We start from the raw sequence: 20,520 nt of genomic DNA, 5'->3' as shown, positions 1-20,520 counted from the left end.
CTGTTATTTTAGTCGCAATTGATTATGCAAATTTATATTTATGTAAATTACATCACTGAGCATAATTGTGCGTTAAAGCATCACTAGCGTCAAAACAGAGTCTGGCTAGCGAAACGCCACATAAGAAAACCTATCGGCTTGTATATTAAGAAAAATATGAAATTAGAGACGTTTAGCAAAGAGATTGGCAAGCAGATTACTGCACATCATCTCATTTTTGAGACGGTTACTTAGGTTACGTTTAGGGATTAATTACTTATAGTAATCAACATCAAAGCAATACTGATTTTTACTGGTAATAACCTATGAGCACTGTCTGTAATGCACAATAATAATGACAGTTCACCGAGCACATTTAGCATAGCAAAAGGAATACTGTCGACAAAGGTAAGCACATTCGCACCTATTTTGGGTATTTTCTTTTTTGTGTTCGCTTTGGCGATAATTAAAAACTTTTACGACACTAATCGGCTGGCAACCCGTTTCGGTGAACAAGCCATTACACAACTGGAACATCACATCAATCAAACGTCGGATGAACTGAACCAGTTAAGTAAAAACATTTCAAAGCACTGCCAAAGAGAAGACATCATTGCTCTGAGGAGCTATGTATTTCGCTCGAAAATGGTCAAAGAAGTGGGCATGTACAACGCTCACGGGACTATTTTTTGCACCAGCAATGAAGGCCATACCACCATTCATTTGTACAAACATATTCTTGACAGGCTTAAACAATCTCCAACGAATACGACCATTTCATTAACAAAATCTCGCAGTAAAGAGCAAACATTTTTTGTCTATGCTTCACAGCCAGATATGAGCGGCCTCAATGCACTGATGCCTCCAGAACAGTTTATGAACCTAGTCGCTCCTAAACTTGCCAAATGGCACTACGGCTATCAGGTCAACGTGTTAAGCCAAAGTATTCGCAGTGATCAGGAAGAGATCGATTCTGCTCATACTAGCTTTCTCTTTAAATCCGAGCATTACCCACTCTCAATTCAGATCTACTTAAATAACGGATCTTATGCTTACCATTTTCTCGATAACTTATGGCTTGTCTTGCTTACAGCAAGTATTATCTCTTTGATTTATCTTGCTTATCACAACTATTACCTCAGCCGAAATACCTTAGAAGTCTCTTTGAGAGAGGCAATATCAAACCATCAGTTGGAACTCTATTTACAACCGATCGTCGACATTACCGAGAATAGAATTGTTGGTAGCGAAGCGCTACTGCGTTGGAATGAACCCTCTCAAGGCTATATTTCACCCACCATTTTTATCCCGTTGTCAGAGCGTATTGGCGTGATTCACCAAATCACCTACCGTGTGTTGAAATTGGTGACAGAATGTGTGGAGCAGCACAAACATGCGTTGCACGATCAATACATCAGCATCAACATCAGCCGGTTATTGATCATTGATAATTACTTTATGGATTACATGAAACGCTACGCGACAAAACACCCAGCGATTGTTCCACGACTTCTGCTAGAGATCACCGAAGACAACCATTTCAACGTGGACGAGTTGAAGTTAGCCATGGAAAACTTACAACGACTGAAACAGCTAGGCTTTAAAATCGCCATTGACGATTTTGGCACTGGCTACTCGGGTTTAAATTTTATCCACCAACACGACTTCCACACTCTCAAAATTGATCAAGTGTTTATTAAAAGCTTGCATCAAAATTCAGCCATTACTTCGGTGTTAGTGTCGATGATTAAACTAGCAAAGCAATTGAACATGCGGCTGATTGCTGAGGGCGTTGAGAACCAAGATCAGGTGAGAGAATTAGAGCTGTTGGGTGTACGTTACATCCAAGGTTTTTATTATTCTGAACCTATGTCTGTGGATGCTTTCTTCCAATTTACCCTGTCCGCCAAGCAGATCGCACACCGCTAATCACGCGATCAATCGAACGACGGTTTAAATTCAGTTACGACTTAAATTGAGCTTGCAGCGCACGGCTGACGGGTAACTTATCAGGACCAATCAAGACGTACATTTTACCCGTGAACTCTTTTTTCACTTTATCTATCTTGGCAACATTCACTGCCGTTGAACGGTGGATTTGCCAAAACTGATTCGGGTCAAGCTGCTGCAGCAACTCTTTCAATGAACTGCGCAGTAAGAACTCCTGCACTCCAGAATCACTCTTTACGTATATGGATAAATATTTGTCTTCGGCTTTAGCGTACAACATATCCGCCACCGAAATCAGGTGAATATCTTCACCTTTTTGAACTTTTAACCAGCTTAAAAACGACGGCGATGCCTGTTGGCTTATATGCTGTATCTGCTGTAAAAGGGTTTGCAAATCAGGTAATTGTCGCTCAGAAGAATGCTCGGCTAATCTTAGCTGCAACTTAGTACAGCACTGCACTAAACGCGCTTCAGAAAGCGGTTTCAATAAATAATCCGCCGCATTGGCTTCAAAAGCTTGAATGGCATACTCGTCATAGGCGGTGATAAATACAATCAGTGGTGGCTTTGCCAAACCAGCCAATTGCCTTGCGAGCGACATACCATCCATTTCTGGCATTCGAATATCAATAAAGGCCACCTCAGGCTGATGCTGCTCGATCATGGACAATGCCACGCGTCCATTTTCGGCTTGCGCGACAATATCGAGCTCTGGCCACACTTCTCCTAATGCACGGTTTAAATGATGCCGCAATAACGGTTCATCATCAGCAATAATAGCGGTCGCAGAGACAGTACTCATGTGGCACTTCCTTGTAGTTGGTCCAACAATAGCCGCTTTATTCTAATCGTTGCCGTCACGCCAGCATCATGATTTTGGGCGATAGTGAGACACGCATCATCAGCGAATAGGCCGCTTAAGCGCTGGCGAATATTATCCAACGCAATACCATGTCCTGCTGAAAGAGCACTCGGCTGTAATCCAATGCCACTGTCACAGACACTGACTTCAAACCACTCGTCATAAATTTCACTTTTGATGGTCACTTTTCCCCCCGCGGCTTTAGGCTCAATACCATGGCTAACAGCATTCTCAACCAAAGGTTGTAACAGCATCGGCGGCAAAGGAATGTCATCCGCTGCGCCAGGCATTGCAATCTCATAATCCAGCCGATCACCTAAACGAATTTTTTGAATACCCAAATACGCATCGACTAAATGTAACTCTTCACGTAGCGTTGTGGTGCGATTGCGGTTACTACGCAGCGACCCACGCAATAAGTCGGTTAGTTTTTCGAGCATCATTTGCGCTTTATAAGGCTCAGAGCCAATCAACACGCTGATATTGGCAAGCGTATTAAATAAGAAATGGGGTTCAATTTGACTTTGTAACTGCTGCAACTGGCTCAAAATCAAGGCTTTCTCTTGTTCAGATTGACGCCGTTTGGAGGCTTCCAGCGCTTTTTCAGCAATCAGCTTTTGTTCATGCGCGTAGAAGTAGAAAAAGCAAACGCCAGTAAAAACGAAACCGAGAAAAATCACCGGTTTCATTGCTGAAAAATGACTAAAGTGCGCGTATTTACTAAGCCATAAATAAGCGTGTAACGTACCGAAAATCATCGACCCCGTGAGCGAAAAAACGTTCACTAAGCGTGCGGACAACTGCGGTGCGAAGCGACTCAGTAAGTGAGCAATGGCCACTGCACTGTAACCGTAGCCAAAGCTTATTGCTAAGTGCAACGTGATGTCACTGGGCCAAATAGCCTGAGTGGTAAAGGCGATCACCACACAAAACAGCGAAGTAAATAACAAGCTTTTGGCAAGATTTCGAATCTCAACTTTCTCGCACATTAGAATTTCCCTTTCATATTTAATAGAATCATATGCTTATCTGGTAAGTTTGCATATGTAGAGTCAGCAGGCCCAGTCATAAAACGTGCGGCCAGTTCGATTTCGATAGAGGCTGTACCCGAATCGTACACTGAGTAATTGAGCCATTGGGTAGCGATCACGCCGCCATCTTGCGGTGCAATCAGCACATCAAGTGTCGGCACTAAACCTTGCAACCATTCAATACTCTGGCTCCACGGCCAATGACGCCAAGCTTGGCTATCTAACGAAGCATGCAACATCACATTATGCTGCACGAGATTCACGTGGTTATAGCCTTGTGCGTAAGACCAACCTAACGCTTGATTATGCTGATAACGAACCGAATCCGCGTTAGTCTGCGCTTGTTGCCACTGCTCTTTTCCCCAACTGCGACTGTCGAACCAATATTCTGCAATGACGCTTTGCCCATCACTTCCCGACCAGTTGAACCCTACCAGTGCCTGATAGCCTTGCGTTCGTGATTCAAGAGCCATGCACGATTCAATCTCATGTTGTTGAGAGTAAGCTGCTTGAGCCAACGCGCTGGGCTGTTGGTACGCCAAATAATGACGCTGATAGAGCGCTGACGCATGCACTTCCCATGCGTCAGTGAGCACAGTAACAAACGAGCTACCCAGCACGCCGCGTCGAACGTCATCATAGTAAGCAATCGCCTGCCATTCGGCATTGCCCATCAACTGATAACGCCTTACGCCCGCCCCTTGTTGTTCGGTCATTTGTTGTAACTCGCTGCCTTGCTGCTCTGTCCAAGAGGAATCTGCATAAAAAATCGTCCATTCACCTTGCTGATCATAATAAGAAGCAGAGAGCGTTCCGGCCCCCTCTTCTACCTGAATACCGACCGGATTGCGGCGATAAGGCTGAAAGAGATCAAGCGGACGATAACCGTAGCCCACTCCCCAATCCAAGCGCACTTTTCCTAGTGTCAGCTCAAACGGCACATCAGCCAGCACTAGGCTGCCTTGCCAAAACAGTTCTTGTAGAATGAACTCGCTGTCGGCGTGCTGCTGTGCATCGCTACTCCACAAGGCGTTTTGTTTGATAGCCACTAGACCCAACCAGCCATGCCACCTCATTTCTACATCCAATAACGCCTCAATCTGCTGCGTATCGCGCGCTTGATTACTAGGAAAAAAAAGGCTGTCGCGATGCGCCGTGGTGGATGCGCTCATTACCCAATCCCAATCAAAACTGGGGGCTTCTGCCCGCGCAGCTAAGCTCAATACACTGGTTAAAAAAGCGAACGCAACACGCTTCATCTCATAACTCCGATAGACTGTTACGAGTCAGATAGGCGGGGTTGTAATATTTTTCATCTAGCTCCATGGGCTCGATGTGTTGATACTCAACCACCGTTTTTTTGGTCGGTTGAATTTGATCAAGCAGCGTCATACTGGTTACGCGCATTCGTCCCTCTTTTTCACCAGCGCGAAACCAAGCCTGCTTGGCCAGTTTTCCAGAGCGTAAATACAAAGAAGCTTTGATTGGGAAATCGTTCTCTTTATCCAACCATAAGATAATTTGCTGGTAGTTCGCCCCTTCTGTGACAGCCAGTAATGACAACTTATGCGTCAGGTAAGGTTGACCACTGGGTGTTTCTATCTGCTCTTCACCCATCAATTGACTTTGGTAATCCTCGCTCCACGTCAGTGTTGAAATATCGCCCACCGAAGCCTCACCAAGCAGTTTTTGCATTGGCGTAATACGAATAGGGCGGCGGCTTTTTGGCATCAACAACCAGTAGTTTTCATCGAGCATCAGCATTTTTTGCCCCGCTTCAACGGAGGATTTGAACACCACTAACGAGTCGCGATTGGCTTTGGTATACACGTGATATTGACGCGTTTTATCGAGCTCACCACGTTCATAAAGCGACACCAAAGAGACGACTTTGGCCGCGCTGTAACCAAGGCGATATTGGTCGGCGTTTTTGGTCATTTGCCCTGCATCCAGCGCCGCCCAGCCAGCGGCCGAGTAGCCACCGCTAAGCGTGATCAGTAATAACATCATCCATTTATACATAAGCCAGTGCCTCCGTGATTGGCTTGTTGACTCCTTTGCGTGCCGACAACCAAGCCGCTGCAATACAAATGCTCAGTACGCCAAGCGCACTCAGCAGAACCAATTCCCATGAAAAATAAATATGTAAAGGATACCCTTCCGTGCGTCCTGGTGGTGGTGGCATTTGCACATCGACTACCATCAATAACACGCTTGCTAGGGCATTGAATGCCGCACCCACCAGCGTGCCTAAAATGGCTAGCAGTACGGCTTCGCGTATGAAGCTGGCGACGATTTCATTTGGGTAAGTGCCAAGCGCCGACAGCGTTCCGATTTCACGTGTTCTCTCCGTGACCGACATGGTTAAGGTGTTAAATAGCGCGACGAAGACCACCAACCCCATCACCAAGCCCATGATGCCGAAGATGCGATCGTAAAGATCTTTTACTTTTTGATAAAAAAACGCGCGCTGCTGCCAAGGCGTCACTTGAATCGCTTGGCGAAGGCTCATTAATGACAGTTTGTTTTCAACCCAATGCCGCATGCTTTCTGTCTGTTCGGTGCTAAACAAAAACAGCGATAAGGTGCTCACTTTATTCGAAGCTAACAGCTCAGAGGCCGATTGAATGTGCAGATACAATTGGCGTTTATCCAATTCAGGCACACCCGTGGAATAGATGCCGTGCACTTTGAAATCAACCGCGTTGAGCGCGCCATCAGCGGTACTGGTCAGTAAAGTAACCCAGTCGCCAATCGAAACATTTAAGTTTTTGGCGAGATCCACCGCCAGCATCACTTCTGGCTCACTCGCATCAAATCGAGGGGAGTCAATATTGGACAAGGTTTTGCCTTGGCGAACGTCCAAAAATGGCCCTTTCATATCAAACTCTTTATGGTTAACGCCGGAACCGACAAAAATGGTCGATTTGCTACCGTTAGAGACCAACCCGCTAAACTCAATGCGTGGCTGAATGCCTCGTATCCGCTTATCGTCGATTAATCGCTTAACAATCAACGCACTGTCGGCAATCCCATTAGCCAGTGGCGACTCTTCATCTTGCTCAAAAAAGCCCGGTTGGCTGAGCGTTAAATGCCCGGTGTCGCGCGCAGTGGATTCGCGCAGTGCTTGGTAAGTGTAAAGGCCAAATCCTCCGGCGCTGGTCAATGCGAAAACAGCAATGGCAATAATCAATACCGAAAGCAGGCTGCGGCGGCGATTGCGCAGTAAATTCAGCGCCGCCATACGCCATTCCATAGAAATCAGCTTGCCCATTTCATCGCCTCCTGAATCACTTTGCCATCCACAAGCTGCAAGGTTCGGTCGCAGCGGTTGGCCATGCGCGCGTCGTGCGTAGCCACAATAAAAGTGGTGCCCATTTCGTGTCCAAGGCTTTTCATGATGTCGATCACCACATTGGCGGTATGGCTGTCTAAACTGGCGGTCGGTTCGTCGGCAATCACCATTTCAGGGTTATGGATCAGCGCGCGCGCAATGGCTACGCGCTGTTGCTGACCGCCTGAAAGGTGATCCGGCCGGTGGTGAGCCAGCGTTTCTAACCCCACTTTGGCCAGCATAGTGCGCGTTAAAGTACGCTGATCGCGCAGGCTGTAGCCATTTAGCATCAATGGGTAAGCAATATTTTCCGCCGCTGTCATCACCGGAACTAAGTTGAATTTTTGGAAAACGAAGCCTAATTTTTTGCGGCGTAGCGCCGCCGCTTCTCTTGGATCGGTTGGGTAAGGGTAACCCGCCAGTTCAATGTCACCTTGGTAATCTTGATCAAGCAACCCCAAGATATTGAGCAAAGTGCTTTTTCCCGAACCTGACGGGCCGCACAGCGCTAGCATTTCACCTTGTTTGACTTCGCCATTCACCGCGCTCAACGCCAGCAGCGGCTGCATGCCTAATTGATAGGTTTTACTGATCTGTTCAAATCGTAGCATTTTGTTGCCCTCCCTCATTCGCTTTTCAATTCATGCGTTTTTTCAGTCAATCCGTTTTCAATCAACGCATTTGTAATCAAAGCCTTGGCTTGGATGATTTGCGGATGCTCCGCTGGCTGGTTGTCAACTTGCTTACCTTGCTTCTGATGGTTTTGCATCTGGGCAAGCCATTGCTCTGCTTGAGGAATGTCGTTGGCACGAAGGGCGGCTTGAATGGCGTATCGATAAACCCAAGCAGTGGCGGCAAAAGGTTGTGCAGTAAATTCGGGTTCAACAAGAAGGTCGAGATACAAATCATAACCACGCTCAAAATGGTTGAACATATCGGGCAGTGAGGTGTAAGTCGCGGCCGAAACCGCGCGCGTTAAATAGCTATCCGGCAGCCCCATGACGCGCTCTTGTTCAGCAAGCGGCTGCGGGTGATTGCTGAGTAAAGTCAGGCCTTTGTCTATGGTGGCCAAGCCCTCTTCGACGTATCTCATCTTATTCCAAGGCATGAATGCATCACGCCCTTGCAGGGTTTGTGCACTGCCCAGATAAGCTAAGCTGAGCGGTTTGGCCCCTTGCTGTTTAATCAACTGCTCTAGTTGGTGAAGCACAAGCTCCACTTTGTCACTGTCGCCTTCGGCCGCTTGGTTGTACTGCATAATTAAAGCGTCGCTTGGATTAGCTTGAACAGCCGTGATGCTTAGCAGCAACCCGACACTGAGTAGCAGGTTGCGAAGTGAGCGTGAATAAGAAAATGTCGTCATCATGATGGTCCCTTTCATTCGTTGGTGATGAAATTTGCTTGATGACGACAGATTACGCAGCAAATAGGCCAGATGCGCCACTTTGCGATAAAGGGGGATTATGCAGCGTTAATGGCAGGCTGGATGACGTGAATGGGAAGTAGACAAAAAAACCAGCCACTGAGGGCTGGTTGGGAGAGTGAGATTAATACCTAATCGTAATACTGAAATAATAGCAATACGAAAAGCGTATCGCGGGGCAAAAACATCTGTTTTCAAAAGCATCTGTTCTAAAAAGCACCTGTTCCAAAAAACATCCGCTCTATGGCACGCCATGCCCTTTGGCGGCGACCCAAACCCGATACCACTGCTCGCGGGTCAGCTCTAAATCAAGCGCAGCAATTGCCGCTTTGACGCGGTCAATTTTACCAGAGCCAATAATCGGCAGCGGCTTAGAAGGCAGACGCAGTACCCAAGCGTAAATAACCTGATCAATACTGTCTGCGCCGATCTCTTGGGCGATCGCTTCTAGCTCACTGCGCACACGTTGAGCTTGTTCAGTCTGGCCGTTAAAAATCTCGCCACCAGCTAAACAAGACCAAGCCATTGGGCGAATGCGCTGCGTTTGCAAATGATCCAAAGTGCCATCGTGCACCACATCGAAATTGAGCGGGTTCATCTCCACTTGGTTGGTCACTAACGGTTTACCTAGGCGAGATTGCAGCAGTTCAAACTGGCGCGGGCTAAAGTTCGACACACCAAAGTGCTTCACTTTGCCCACTTTGCGCAGTTCAGAAAACGCTTCGGCGACTTCATCGGCATCCATCAAGGCATCTGGGCGGTGGATCAACAGCAGATCGATTTCGCTCACACCAAGTCGTTCCAGCGAATTATTGACCGACTGATAGATATGCGCAGAACTGGTATCGTAGTGGTTTATCTTACGCTGCGGCGTTTTTGCGCCACACAAATTGATATCACACTTAGTGACGATTTGGATCTGCTCGCGCAGCGCGGGCTCCAGCGCTAAGGCTTCACCAAACAGTTTCTCGCACTGGTAGTTACCATAAATATCCGCATGGTCAACCGTGCTAATGCCCAATTCAATGTGCTGTTTTAAAAACGTTAAACGCTGTTGTGGCGTCATGCCCCAATCTGCCAAACGCCAATAACCTTGTACTAGCTCTGAAAAATCTGGCCCTTGCGGCGCGATTGTTACTTTAGCAACCATTGGTTGTCTCCTTTGACTTAATTGCCGTCATCCTAAGCAGGTTTCGATGACGGCTCAATGAATCTACCGAATAAGTTAAGATTACGCGCCGAAGTTGTGAGATTCACTACACGTTGACAATTTATATCGCTGGAAAATTCATCGCTTCTACGCCCCCAAGCCATGCTTTGTGATCAACGCCAAATTCTTAAGGCTTAGGCACAAGAATGATGTCAACTTCTCTCTCTGCTTTTATTGTTAGCGATGAAGCACCTCGCCCTACAGCGACTGACGATAATGCAAAAACAAATCACCCTAACCCATGAAGGCCAAGGATAGAGCATGAAATTCTCAACGTTAACACTCGCACTTTGCGCTGCCGCGCCTGTTGTGTTTGCCGCGCCCAATCTGACCATTTCGACCACCACGACTAGCCGCGACTTTCCGCTGGATGCGAAAACGCCTTTAGTCATTCCCTTGACCAAAGAAAGCTACACAATAAAAGTGTCAGGGATTGAGGGCCAGTGCAGCGCGCCAGCTCAGCAGAGCATCAAATTCAACGCGCCCATCGCCCTCAATTGTGGACAAGAAACCGAACTGCCGCTGACGATACGTTTCACTGGCGATTACGCCTTCGCTTATGACGACGAGCAGCAGACCTTAACCTTTGTCCGACAAGCCAAAAAATCCACTACTAGCAAATTTAAACGGCCGATACCGAGTGTTTCGTGCGAGCAGTACCAAGGCGGTGAAGTGACCTTACAACTGGGCAATACGTTCCCCGATGGCACACGACTAAAAGAGACATTTACCGGCCAAATCCTCAGCGTGAAAAATAGCCAAGTCACCTTAATGCCGTCACCAACCAGTGGTGGATTGGTGCTGCTTGCCCCCGCAACGGATGCCGCCAGCGAACCCTTTACCTACCGCAATGCCACGATTTACTTTGTGATGGTGGACAGATTCAACAATGGTGACCCCAGTAACGACAATAGCTATGGCCGTAAAAAAGATGGCAAAGAAGAAGTGGGTACCTTCCACGGTGGCGACCTAAAAGGTGTGATTGCCAAACTCGATTACATCAAAAGCTTAGGCACCGACGCGATTTGGCTTTCGCCGATTGTGGAACAGGTGCACGGTTTTGTCGGCGGTGGTGACAGTGGCTCGTTCCCTTTTTATGCCTATCACGGTTACTGGACGCGTGATTTTACCAAGATCGATCAAAATTTTGGTGATGAGGAGGATCTCAAAACGCTGGTCACTGAAGCGCATAAACGAGGCATAAAAATCTTGCTCGATGCGGTGCTCAACCATTCCGGCTACGCCACCTTGGCTGACCTGCAATTTGATCAGATTGAGGTGGTTAATCCCCAAAATTTACCGCAAAAATGGGTTGATTGGATGCCGAAAGCTGAAGAAAACTGGCACAGCTACAATCAATCCATTGATTATCAAAGCGCCAACTGGTCGCTGTGGTGGGGCAAGGATTGGGTTCGCGCTGGGTTGCCCGGCTACCAGAAACCCGGATCTAGCGATATCACGATGACGCTGGCCGGCTTACCGGATTTTCGCACTGAATCAACACAAGCGGTGACGCCGCCGCAGTGGCTACTTAATAACCCCGGCACTCGCGTGGTAGCGCGCGAACAGTATAGCGTTGCCGATTACTTAATTGAGTGGCAAACCGATTGGGTAAAACGCTTTGGTATTGATGGTTACCGCGTCGACACCGTAAAACATGTGGAAGGCGAGGTATGGCGACGCTTAAAAAGCGAGGCATCACGCAGTTTAGATGTTTGGCGTGAGCAAAACGGGCAGCAAGGGCAACCCTTTTGGATGATGGGCGAAGTATGGGGCCATTCAGCTTACCGCAGCCCCTATTTTGATGATGGCTTTGATGCACTGATCAACTTTGATATGCAAAAAAGAGTCGATAAAGGCGCAGCCTGCTTAAGCCAAATGGCGATGGTGTACCGCGACTACGCGCAAACGCTAGCGAAATACCCAGATTTTACCCCCGTGAGCTACCTCTCTTCTCACGATACCGAGCTGTTTTTTAGCCGTTTTAACTCCTTTGAAATGCAGCGTAATGCCGCCAATGCATTGCTTCTCGCACCGGGTGCGGTGCAAATTTACTACGGTGATGAAGTCGCACGTCAAGTTGGCCCTTACACCGATGATTTTCACCAAGGCACGCGTTCTGACATGGTGTGGTCACTGGATGAAGAGCGACAAGCGCTGCTGAAGCATTGGCAAACGCTAGGCCAATTTCGTCAATCACACCCTGCCATTGGCGCAGGCATTCATCATGAGATTGAACAGCAAAATGCCTATCTGTTCTCTAGAACGTTAAATAATGACCGTGTCGTTATTGCTTTTGTTGGCCGTTAAACCCACCACAGAGGTAGTTGCAAACACCATAGTGACTGCCTCTGTTTCTTCACCATTTTTTTGGTCAAATAATTTAAACTCACCCACCAAAACATCAATATTATGAACGTGTTGAAGCATAAAAATTAACTTTAGCACAAGCTAAACCAATTAACCCGCCAAATAAGCACAACCCTACTGGTCATACCAAAACTGTCAACTTTTCATTTGATTTACAAATACTTACACACTATCATTCGCCGCCAATTGAAATAAAGACATCATTTTCTTTGACATATCAACAACACAAAATTAACATCTCGCATTACAATGCCATTACCATAACAAGGCCTTAGGAGGTCGAGAATGATCATCAAACCCCGCACGCTACTCGCGCTATCAATATTGACAGCGTTTAATGTTCACTCTGCAGGCTTCCAAGTGGCAGAGCATTCAGCCTCAGGGCTAGGACGTGCTTTCTCTGGTGAAGGAGCGGTGGCCGATAACGCGAGTGTGATTGCACACAACCCCGCAGCCATGACACGGTTTGATACGACGCAGTTTTCTGGTGCACTGTCCATCGTTGACCCAGAGGTTGATGTATATGATGTGAAAAACCAACAGAAAATGAACGATGTTGCGCCACTGCAAGTCGTTCCCGCGGCTTACTACGTCAGTCCAATCAATGAAAAATGGGCTTGGGGGATGGGAATATTCACTACTTACGGCGTAGCTACAGACTACCCTAATGATATTTATGCAGGTGATCTTGCAGGCGATACTTCTCTTCTTTCTGTCAATTTAAACCCGAATATTGCCTACCGTGTTAACGAACAGCTTAGTCTCGCTGCGGGTATTAACCTCGTCTATGCCGAAGCAAAACTGACACGACATAAAGGTGCTTTAGCGGTATTTACTGGCGGCTCTGCCTCTGACAACCTAGTCGGAATGACTGGAGAAACCGTGGCTTTGGGCTGGAACATAGGTAGCTTATATGAGTTCAACCAAAACCACCGTGTCGGTTTTGCTTACCGCTCTGCTGTTGATCTGGATTTTGATGATGGTGAGTTTTCAAGCTATAGCTCAGGTGTTGCAACAAACGCTGTTGTTGAAGGACGTTTAAAAATCACGCTACCTGCGATGTGGGAAGTTTCCGCATTTCACCAACTCACTGATAGCGTGGCGTTGCATTACGGGTACCAACGTACCGACTGGAGTTCATTCAAAGAGTTAAAGGCAACATCATCACAATGTACCAACGGAGAGTGTTTTTATAAGTCTGAAAAGTATGAAGACAGTGGCCGTTGGTCATTGGGTTCAACTTATCAATTAAACTCGACTTGGACATTACGCGCCGGTTTTGCTTTTGATGAACAAGCTGGCGAAGCCACATTGAGTATTCCAGATAGCGACCGTTATTGGTATTCAGCGGGCGTGAGCTACGTGATCAGCGACTCGCTATCCATTGATGCGGGTTTTGCACTGGTGAAAAGTAAAAGCGGCACGTTTACCGAAACCAACAAACTCAATGAAACATTGACGTTTGAATCGCAAGGGACTGCTTACCTTAGCGCTATTCAACTTAACTACACGTTCAACTAAACTCAGGGATAAGTCATGCTTAAAACAACATTCAAAATATCGCTGCTCTGCTCTGCGTTATGGTTAGTCGGTTGTGGTGATGAAACGAGCAGTTCGGGAGCAAGCACAACACCCACTTACGAAGCCTACATTCAAGACGCGTTAAAACGCGACACCAGCATAAAGTTCACGCTCAGTGGCGCAAACGCAAACGTACCACTGCCGTCTTTTGCACTCATGAATGCCAAAGACGGCACGTTAGAAATTCCAACCAAGGGTGATGACGCCTTAACCAATCCAGTCGCCGCTATGGGCACAATGGATGGTTGGTCAACATCAATGCCACTGTTTTTAGACTTTGAAGGCGTAGGATTGGCTGACGGTCTTATCTCTAACGGTATTTATTTAATTGAACTGACCGACAGTATGATTGGCAGCCCAACGGTTAAAAACGTGCTGACATTGAACACCGACTTTGCTGCCATCGCCAGTGCCAGCAACGATAAAATTGCGATCGTGCCAAACAAAGCGCTCAACCCTGCCAGTGAATATATTTTAGCCGTGACAGATGAGATTACCGATGTAAATGGCAATATTGCAGGCACATCCAGCAGCTACGCCGCATTGAAGTCCAAAGTGAAAATCTATACCGATGATAAGCTAGGGGCACTACAAAAAGTGACCCAAGGCGTAGAAAGCATTTTCGCTTTGGCAGGGGTGGATCAAACCAAGATTATTTATTCAACGTGGTTTAGTACTCAATCTGTTGGTCAGACACTTTACAGTGTGAAAGGCGCCACCGCCGCAGGCCTTGCAACGACAGATATTGGCAACATTTGGAAGCAAGGTGCGAACCCAAACAACCTTAATTTGAGCGCCGCCTACACCATGAGCTTTGGTGCTACAACCGATTTTGTAACCGCACTTGATAACGATGCAAATTTTCAAACTTACATTGGCGCAGAAAAAACAACCGCTAAAGCGTTTATTAAAAATGAATACACCAGCAGTTATCACGTTAATGTCACGACTGGAACGGTTAAGCTCCCTTATTATTTAGAGAAAGGAAGCAACTGGAACTCACAGCCGTTTGAATCAGCAATGCCAAGTTTGGCCTTGATTAAAAATGCTTTGGCAGATGACAATGAAAAAGCCACCATCGCCAATCAGCTCATTGCTAACAATATCGACGTGACTCAACTAGCAACCAGCCCAAGTGAACAGCTTAAACTGGTGGGCTTGACCCTCACAAAGTCTGATGGCAGCCCACTCGATCCTCAGCGCATCATTACACGCTATAGCCCTGTACCTAAGGTGAAATCGTTAGAAGACGTTGATTTTTTACTGTTTACTCCTAACGCGGGAGCAAACTGGCCGATCGTGATTTACCAACACGGTATAACTTCTGTTAAAGAAGATGCGTACTTCACAGCAGCACATTTAGCCAATGCTGGTATCGCCGTGATTGCCATTGATCAACCACTGCATGGTGCTCGCAGTTTAGATGCACAGCGCTCAGCTAATGCCGACATTCTAGCGTACCTCAATTTGAACAACTTGGCCGTCGCTCGTGACAACACGCGTCAGAGTATCTTAGATATCATGGGGCTGCGTGCGGCCATTACTTATTCACAAAATGCAGGATTGTTTGTTGGTTCTCAATTAGCAAACGCAGACGATACCGCGATGACACCACCAAAATTCCTTGGCCACTCATTAGGAGGAATCGTCGGCTTAAGCGCTGTTGCGAACGCGAACCGCACTATCGGTGATGCTAATGGTGATGCGCTGTATAAATTCTCTGGAATGGCCATTGCAAACTCAGGTGGTCAAATCGGTAACTTGTTAATGGGTTCAGCAAACTATGGCCCACTCATTAAACATAATCTCGCCTTAAGTGCGAGCTCCAAATACAAAGCATTCGCCGACCAATACTGTTCAGGGTTAACAGAGAAAGTTTGCTATACCACGTTTGAAAACACAGCCTCTGCCTCAGACAAAGCGGCACTGCAAAGTCAGTTGGATCAATTTACCTACGCGACTCAAACCTTGCTCGATACTATGGATCCATACACAAACGCAAGTTACCTAATCAGTGGTGGAACCACGACAATCCCTACTTATTTATTGCAAGTGGCGGGAGACGAGAGTGTGCCTAACAATGTCACAAATACACGTGCAGGCACCGAACCCCTAGCAACACTATTGGGATTAGCCAACGCAGTACCCTCTGATGTAATCACTAATACGTCTAAAGTCTTCGTGAAAATGGACAGTGGTACACACACAACCTTTCTCGCACCACAAGACGCGGCCGATGGTGTGCTTCGCGCTGGAGCGCTATCACAACTGGCTATTTTCTTGAACTAACCGAGTAAACAGGCTGTTTACTTATTCAAACAGCTTCCAAATAAGGAAGCTGTTTGAATTCTCCATCTGCCCTATCTCAACAACTATGGATCAAATCTTAGGTGCTGCTGAAGTGAAACAAAACACCGATCGTCATGTCAACATGACATGACTGATCGTTTCCCTGACAGCGTAAGTGGCGTCATTTCATAACACTTATTCTTCAGCCACCAGCAAAACACCAAATTCAAAATTCGGTGCGTAGTGGTAAATTTCGCCATTGACGGAATCAAAAGACCACACCTGACCACTCGCTAAATGGGGTGATTGGCTCCATAAATACGACAAGATATTGCCTGTCTCATACTTAAAGCCTTGGGCAAATGCTCTGCTATTCATCGCTGGGCCAAAACACGCCATTTCAGTCAATGACACTAACTCTTTAATATTCGGCAATCGCCATTCGGCTTGACTGGCAAATTGGTGCAATGCATGTCGGCTTTGAGGATGGTTGATTGCCGCCACTTCTTGCAAAGCACTTTGCCAACGAAACCCGGTCGCTTCGCCATCACACTGCTCCGTAGCGGCATTCCATGTTTTACCAACTTGGCAACGCATCCACGTTAAGCCAGTGAGCTTATCTTTGATCGTTCCCTGCTCGCTGTAGACATAGCGCGTGTTGGCTGCGCTTTTCGTAATATCAGGAGAACACTCTTGGGCGACGCCGACAGCAGAAAAGATCAAGCAAGAAGCCGCGATTAAATGAGATTTCATTGGTTGTTCTCCTTGGTTGCAACAACTCGAATCGGCAAGACATAAGACGGGTCATTGTCCGCCGCCGTGCTGCTGGAGTAGAGCTCAATTGGGCTACGTTCCCCTTTGGTTGCACCAGACAGCGCCGTGTAAAGATATTGCATCGAACCATCGCTTTGAAATTGAGAGGTATTGAGATAAGCAATGCCAGAAGTCCACGTATGCCCATCAAAAAATTCGGTGTTCTGCGGCTGATGCGGGAAATAGTCCCGGTTGAAACCAACCGCATCGTCACCCAATTCGCCTAAATCGAGCATCATGTATTGCTCGCTGTTGGTCGGTAAACGCCACGTTTGTAACCCACACAATTTATCTTGATTGATACGATTGATGTAATCTTGCGTAGTGCAAATAGTATCACCTGCCACCTGACAGGAAGCAGCCGTCACATCTTTTGCAAAAGGGATAAACTTGTCGGCAATTTCTAATGCAAACAACCGTTCTTTATAGTTCAAAGACGCGGCATCTTCTGACTTCACTTCCCAAATAAGTCCACTGTAAACATCTTTAACGCATGACCAATCGCTCGCTTCTGCCTCAAGTTCATTGCCAGCCGCATCTAATTTGATGAACGCAAAGCTCTTACCCGTCACGCCATTTTTAGCGGTAATATCTAGGCCATATTCAGCATCTTGACCGGGATAATCAGCATCAGCCCGCGCTTGTGCACCTTGATCGGAATAGAACTGAATAATGCCCGTGTCTTGCAGAGGTCGCTCTTCCGATACTTGCGCCATCAATGTATTAGCATATTCGGTCATCTTTTCGCCAGAAACGATCTCAGAGGCAATCAGTGGTGTATTTTTTGCCATGGTTTGCCCAAGCGTTGCCAGCAAATCAATTCGTTCACTTGCTTTCGCTTTTTGGAGCAACACGACAGCATTGGCATCCAATATTGCCAATGCTGTGTGGCTAAAGTTTTGTGAAATATCACCATTCACTTCAACGCCCAATTGCAAAAGCTGCTCGGCAAGCAAGCGATTCGCTTCTTTCTCCGTATTTCCATCCAGCATAATGCCGGCAAAAATAGAACTCACACCGTTGAGGATATTGCCACTGCTTTTGCCCAGCGCCGGCGCAATCAGGATCGATGATTGGCTGGTTTGGCGACTTCTCGTCATGACACTAATGCCAGTAGAAACGTCAGCCACAATAGGAAAACGGTAGATTTGAGTGCTGTCACTCGTGAGGATGTAGCGCCCTTGGCTATCGGCTTGCGTGCTGATTTCGCCCACATCGCAGGCAAAGTTTTGGTTAGAATCAATGCAGACAGTGGCATCAAGTGCGACGTTTTGCGCTTGAATTTGCCCGCTAATTTTATGGCTGGGTAAAGATGTATTGGCTACATCTCCACTTTCACCGCCACCACAACCAGCCAGTAAAAGTGCCAGCGAAAGTGTTGAAAGTCTTAAGTGCATAGTTATGTGTTCTTCAGTTTAAGTGAAAAAATAGCCAACAAATTACGTCGTCTTATAGCGAATGCTGCGAGAGGAAGTAATAAGAGCAGTGAAGTCGAACCGCCACCTGTTTCAGGTGAAAGTGCGTTGGTCACAGGTTGAGGGCATTGATAGCCCGCTAGGCGACCTATCCCCCATTCGATCAAGGTGCCAGAATTTCCCGGGTTGTAGTCAACCACTTCCAAACGCCAGTAGCCGCTTAGGGCTTCGCCTTGTAAAGAGCCCAATATGGCATCATGTGCCAACACCCAATAGTCATCAAAACCATTGATGGCCGATGGTGCTTGGTTGAGTAATTCGACGCGTGTCCCTGCGGGTGAAATTAAGGTAACGCGCAGCTCTTGTAGCTCTGGGTGCGATAACTGCAGGCGAACCACAAAATCTTCATCAATCAATGCGTTGCCAACATCGATCGTCAAGCCATAGCTCTTAAATCCGGACGTAACCGTGTCTGTACTGTCAATACTGGCGTCTTTCAATACTGAATTTATCGCTACTGGCGGCGTTGCAAGCTGTGGCTTACCCACGATAAACGATAAAGTTTGCTTGTCAGATTGCATTGCAAGGTACGGTTGATATTGATAACTCGATTCAAACAGTAGAGTCTGTTTGACTCCGCAGGTGTAGGTGGTTGGCAGCGCGATGCTCCATTGCTGCTGCTGGAATTTTTCGCTAGCGAAAGTAACGGTTTCACCTTGCAAAGTGGCTATCGTTTGTAAACTTGCTTGGCGATTCGTGGCCTGAATGTGCACGTTCAGCGGATCCGTTGGCATCACAAATCGACGTTCCAACAGGAATTTGAAGGGTTCTTGGACTAAGTTATGTTGCTTAAATTGCTGTAATAGCATCGCATCATAAGCGCGATGCGGGTACAGCTGTTTGGCGGTATACAGCATGCTTTCACTCAAATCATGCATTTTTAGACCACGACCTAAGCCGTACATTGATTCAAGAACAATACGGTCAAATTCAGCAAACGCTTCTTGACCGTACTCGTTCACGGCCTGTTTCAGCGCTTGAAATAAAGGGGTAGACCACAATTCGTCACCCAACTCACCTGCAACACTTTCATGCGCTCGATACTCTGCGGATGCAAAATATTTTGCCCGTTGATTCCACAAACTGCGCGTTGAAATGCGAGTACCAAAATAGCCATCCCAATTAAACACGGTGTCAATTTCGAACGCTTTTCCTTGTGCATACTGGCGGCGAAAACTGTGCGAACCCGCCCAATAGTCACCAAAGCCTTCACCAATCGCGCCCGAATGTCCATAAGCCCAATCGGGAACGATTTGATAATGAATTCCATGCCCAAGCTCATGGGTAACCACGTCGGCATCTAATGCATCGGGCGAGCCCCCAACACCAAACAACACCGCTTTCGGGCCAACATAATAAGAAGAGTTGTTGCTAGATAAACCTCTCGCATCAAACCTCACGGGTTCACTAAACAGGGAAAAACCGAGCTGTTTGGTATAATCAATCGATTGATCAAGATGGTAAAAAGCCATCAGCTGTACAAAGCGATCATCCAGCATCTCCATGGAGAGAATTTCAGCATCTGAGTTCCATTGCGCCACGTCTTCAGCGCTAAGTAAGCCAACACCGCTATCAACCCACTGCTTGGCATCATCTTGTTGCTGTATGGCGGTGGCATCAACTTGTCGTACTCGTTCATTGGCTAAGTAATATTTACCTGCACTTTGCAACATCTCGACATTCGCACTTTGGTAGTGCGGCTGGTTTGGGTAATCAGCAAGATCATTCCACGCCGAATCTGGCGCAGGCAATTGATCCATGGTTCTTAAATCGGGATCAAAAAGTTGCACATTGATGCTCTGCACATCTCCCGATGAGAGCGAAGGCGGTTCATTCGCCATCAATCGGCGGGGCGATTCGAGCTCTGCCGCTACCAATGCAACGCCATCTCGCTCGACCGTATTGTGCAAACTTTTGAACACGCGCGTCACTACGCCGGACTGATCGGTCGAGAGCACTAACGCTTTTTGCGGTTGGTATTGGCCGTTCTGCCATACATCAAAGTTGTAATGATTTCCCAGTAAACTCTCGGTTTGATAACGAAACTTCAGTGTCCCAACATCAGGATAAAGCGAGCTCAAATACAGCTCAGCCGACTCTTTCGTTGCAATGGTCGTTTTCGCCAGTGGATAGTCCCACTCCCCCGCAAAAGCGGAATGGCTCAAGCATAGCAAGGTGCTCAGAACGATAATTTTTTTCATCT

At 47.1% G+C, this 20,520-nt stretch carries 16 protein-coding genes; 4 read left to right on the top strand and 12 right to left on the bottom strand.

Translation table 11 applies throughout. The features are described from left to right. The first annotated feature begins 321 nt into the window (after window positions 1-321). Entirely contained in the window at window positions 322-1,908 is a 1,587-nt protein-coding gene (locus tag AACU59_RS07300) for an EAL domain-containing protein (RefSeq protein WP_088729382.1), read from the top strand. A 34-nt stretch (window positions 1,909-1,942) separates the two neighbouring features. On the opposite strand, the gene AACU59_RS07295 is transcribed toward AACU59_RS07300, so the two are convergent. From AACU59_RS07295 to AACU59_RS07260, 8 genes are all read right to left on the bottom strand, one after another. After that, window positions 1,943-2,731, bottom strand: a complete 789-nt coding sequence (locus AACU59_RS07295; protein WP_017042183.1) for a LytR/AlgR family response regulator transcription factor — start codon at window positions 2,729-2,731, stop codon at window positions 1,943-1,945. Next, window positions 2,728-3,780: a sensor histidine kinase gene (locus AACU59_RS07290; RefSeq protein WP_017042182.1), complete on the bottom strand. Its 1,053-nt coding sequence runs from the start codon at window positions 3,778-3,780 to the stop codon at window positions 2,728-2,730. Before AACU59_RS07290 ends, AACU59_RS07295 begins: the two co-directional genes overlap by 4 nt. Continuing rightward, window positions 3,780-5,081 (bottom strand): hypothetical protein, encoded by a 1,302-nt coding sequence (locus AACU59_RS07285; RefSeq protein WP_094144550.1) that lies wholly within the window; start codon window positions 5,079-5,081, stop codon window positions 3,780-3,782. The genes AACU59_RS07290 and AACU59_RS07285 overlap by 1 nt, the downstream gene beginning before the upstream one ends. Before the next feature lies 1 nt (window position 5,082). Then, on the bottom strand, window positions 5,083-5,844 hold the full coding sequence (locus AACU59_RS07280; protein WP_019282639.1) for an outer membrane lipoprotein-sorting protein: 762 nt from the start codon (window positions 5,842-5,844) through the stop codon (window positions 5,083-5,085). Then, window positions 5,837-7,096: an ABC transporter permease gene (locus AACU59_RS07275; protein WP_094144549.1), complete on the bottom strand. Its 1,260-nt coding sequence runs from the start codon at window positions 7,094-7,096 to the stop codon at window positions 5,837-5,839. Before AACU59_RS07275 ends, AACU59_RS07280 begins: the two co-directional genes overlap by 8 nt. Beyond that, entirely contained in the window at window positions 7,084-7,767 is a 684-nt protein-coding gene (locus tag AACU59_RS07270; RefSeq protein ID WP_020477135.1) for an ABC transporter ATP-binding protein, read from the bottom strand. Before AACU59_RS07270 ends, AACU59_RS07275 begins: the two co-directional genes overlap by 13 nt. Window positions 7,768-7,781: 14 nt before the next feature. Then, window positions 7,782-8,600: a hypothetical protein gene (locus tag AACU59_RS07265; RefSeq protein ID WP_094144548.1), complete on the bottom strand. Its 819-nt coding sequence runs from the start codon at window positions 8,598-8,600 to the stop codon at window positions 7,782-7,784. Between the two features lie 220 nt (window positions 8,601-8,820). Beyond that, on the bottom strand, window positions 8,821-9,729 hold the full coding sequence (locus tag AACU59_RS07260; RefSeq protein ID WP_017048162.1) for an aldo/keto reductase: 909 nt from the start codon (window positions 9,727-9,729) through the stop codon (window positions 8,821-8,823). A gap of 321 nt (window positions 9,730-10,050) precedes the next feature. Here AACU59_RS07260 and AACU59_RS07255 point away from each other — a divergent pair, with 321 nt between their 5' ends. Next, window positions 10,051-12,099 (top strand): alpha-amylase, encoded by a 2,049-nt coding sequence (locus AACU59_RS07255; RefSeq protein ID WP_094144547.1) that lies wholly within the window; start codon window positions 10,051-10,053, stop codon window positions 12,097-12,099. Here the strand turns inward: AACU59_RS07255 and AACU59_RS07250 are convergent. Continuing rightward, the gene (locus AACU59_RS07250; RefSeq protein WP_017049245.1) at window positions 12,058-12,219 is read right to left on the bottom strand and encodes a hypothetical protein; all 162 of its coding nucleotides are present in this window, start codon (window positions 12,217-12,219) and stop codon (window positions 12,058-12,060) included. The two genes, AACU59_RS07255 and AACU59_RS07250, sit on opposite strands and share 42 nt — an antisense overlap. 225 nt (window positions 12,220-12,444) lie before the next feature. Between AACU59_RS07250 and AACU59_RS07245 the strand changes: the two genes are divergently transcribed. Beyond that, window positions 12,445-13,680: an outer membrane protein transport protein gene (locus AACU59_RS07245; protein WP_013868388.1), complete on the top strand. Its 1,236-nt coding sequence runs from the start codon at window positions 12,445-12,447 to the stop codon at window positions 13,678-13,680. A 15-nt stretch (window positions 13,681-13,695) separates the two neighbouring features. Further along, a complete protein-coding gene (locus tag AACU59_RS07240) occupies window positions 13,696-16,029 on the top strand; it encodes a VolA/Pla-1 family phospholipase (RefSeq protein WP_094144546.1) in 2,334 nt (777 codons plus the stop codon). Window positions 16,030-16,224: 195 nt separating this feature from the next. On the opposite strand, the gene AACU59_RS07235 is transcribed toward AACU59_RS07240, so the two are convergent. The 3 genes from AACU59_RS07235 to AACU59_RS07225 are packed head-to-tail and all read right to left on the bottom strand — an operon-like array spanning window position 16,225 to window position 20,518. Next, complete coding sequence (locus tag AACU59_RS07235) at window positions 16,225-16,782, bottom strand: Lcl C-terminal domain-containing protein (RefSeq protein ID WP_094144545.1); 558 nt, start codon at window positions 16,780-16,782, stop codon at window positions 16,225-16,227. Further along, window positions 16,779-18,239, bottom strand: coding sequence for an Lcl domain-containing protein (locus AACU59_RS07230; RefSeq protein ID WP_094144544.1), 1,461 nt, complete (start codon window positions 18,237-18,239; stop codon window positions 16,779-16,781). Before AACU59_RS07230 ends, AACU59_RS07235 begins: the two co-directional genes overlap by 4 nt. Before the next feature lie 2 nt (window positions 18,240-18,241). Beyond that, the gene (locus AACU59_RS07225) at window positions 18,242-20,518 is read right to left on the bottom strand and encodes a proprotein convertase P-domain-containing protein (RefSeq protein WP_094144543.1); all 2,277 of its coding nucleotides are present in this window, start codon (window positions 20,516-20,518) and stop codon (window positions 18,242-18,244) included. Window positions 20,519-20,520 lie beyond the last annotated feature (2 nt).

Origin of the sequence: Vibrio sp. V23_P3S9T160 (assembly GCF_963886625.1) — a bacterium.
In the GTDB taxonomy this organism is placed as follows: domain Bacteria; phylum Pseudomonadota; class Gammaproteobacteria; order Enterobacterales; family Vibrionaceae; genus Vibrio; species Vibrio anguillarum.
The sequence above is the reverse complement of the archived record's forward strand: the minus strand, read 5'-3'. Positions and strand labels throughout refer to the sequence as shown.